Here is a 1,381-nt window from a genome sequence, read left to right as displayed (position 1 = left end):
CCGGCTTCGAGCAGTGACCGTGTGATGTAGTGGGTGAGGTTGCGGAAGCCCAGGGCCGAGCCGCGGAGGTGTTCGAGGCGCCCGTTGATCGCTTCGGTGGGTCCGTTCGAGGTGCCGGGGCGTTCGAAGAACGCGAGCACGTCGGCGGCGCGCTGCTTCAACGTCCGCCCGAGTCGGCGGATCTCGGTGAGAGCGGCGGGGACGCCGCTGCTGACGGCGTCGATCACTGCGCGCATCATCTCCTTGGCCTTGTTCTTGTCGGGTTCGCGGTAGGCCGCGACGATGCGCTGGTAGATGCCCCAGGTCGCTTCGACCTCGATGTGCTCCTCGACGGCGAATACCGCGTCGAGGCGGGCGGTCTGCTTCTCGGTGAGGAAGCTCGCGCCGGTGTGAAGGATGCGGCGGACACCGTAGAGCGGGTCGCCGGCGTGGCCGCGGTGCCCGAGGGTGTCCTGCTGGACGCGCTGCCGGGTCCGGTCCAGGGCGTCGCCGGCGAGGCGGACGACGTGGAACGGGTCCATGACGGGGACGGCGTCGGGGAGTTCCTCGGCCGCGGCGGTCTTGAAGCCGCTGAACCCGTCCATCGCGACCACCTCGATCGCCTTCGACCAGTCCTTGGGTCGGGCGGCGAGCCACTGCTTGAACACCTGCTTCGAGCGGCCCTCGACCATGTCCAGCAGCCGTGCCGGGCCCGTCTTGTTCCTCGCGGGGGTGAGGTCGATGATCACCGTCACGTACTTGTCGCCGAGGCGGGTGTGTCGCCAGACGTGCTCGTCGACGCCGATCGTGGTCACCCCGTCGAACCTCGTGGGATCGTCGATGAGCCGCCGCTTGCCCTCGGCGAGGATCGCGGTGTTCGCGGTGTGCCAGGACACCCCGAGGCCTGCTGCGGCTCGGGTGACGGTGAGGTGGTCGACCACGATCGCGGTGAGTGCCCACGCGATCCCGCCGCGGGAGATCTTCGCCCGCGGCGCCGCAGCCTTCGTCGTGTCCTGCCGCCACGTTCGGCGGCAGTGGCCGCACCGGTAGCGGCGCACGCGGACCAGCAGCGTCGTCGGCCGATGCCCGAACGGCTCGTGCGCGAGCGGCCGGGTCACCGTGTCACGCGGCACACCCTCAGCGCCGCACTTCCGACACCACGGATCGTCGTCGACGACGCGGCACTCAAGTACTGCCCGGTCGGGCTCGAGCAGCTGTCCGACGGCTTCGAGGCCGAGCTCGTCGAGGCGGCAGAACGTGGTGAGGTCTGGGGTCGCGAACGTAGGGTGGTGCACGTCGAGGTCTTCCGGCGGACGGTGAGTGTGAGAACTTCCATCCTGGAAGACCTCGACGTCTATCCGCGAACCAGCCAGCGCCCCTCGACTACACCCTCAACTGCGAA

1 protein-coding gene is annotated in these 1,381 nt (G+C 69.4%); it reads right to left on the bottom strand.

The features are described 5' to 3' along the window. Positions 1–1,274, bottom strand: a 1,274-nt coding sequence (locus KVA01_RS12545; RefSeq protein WP_141270582.1) for an ISL3 family transposase, incomplete at its 3' end; no start/stop codon positions are given. Positions 1,275–1,381 lie beyond the last annotated feature (107 nt).

It is taken from the genome of Kocuria varians (assembly GCF_006539885.1).
GTDB classification, from domain to species: Bacteria; Actinomycetota; Actinomycetes; order Actinomycetales; family Micrococcaceae; genus Kocuria; species Kocuria varians.
Note: the sequence above shows the minus strand (reverse complement) of the source record. Positions and strands in the feature narration are given on the sequence as shown.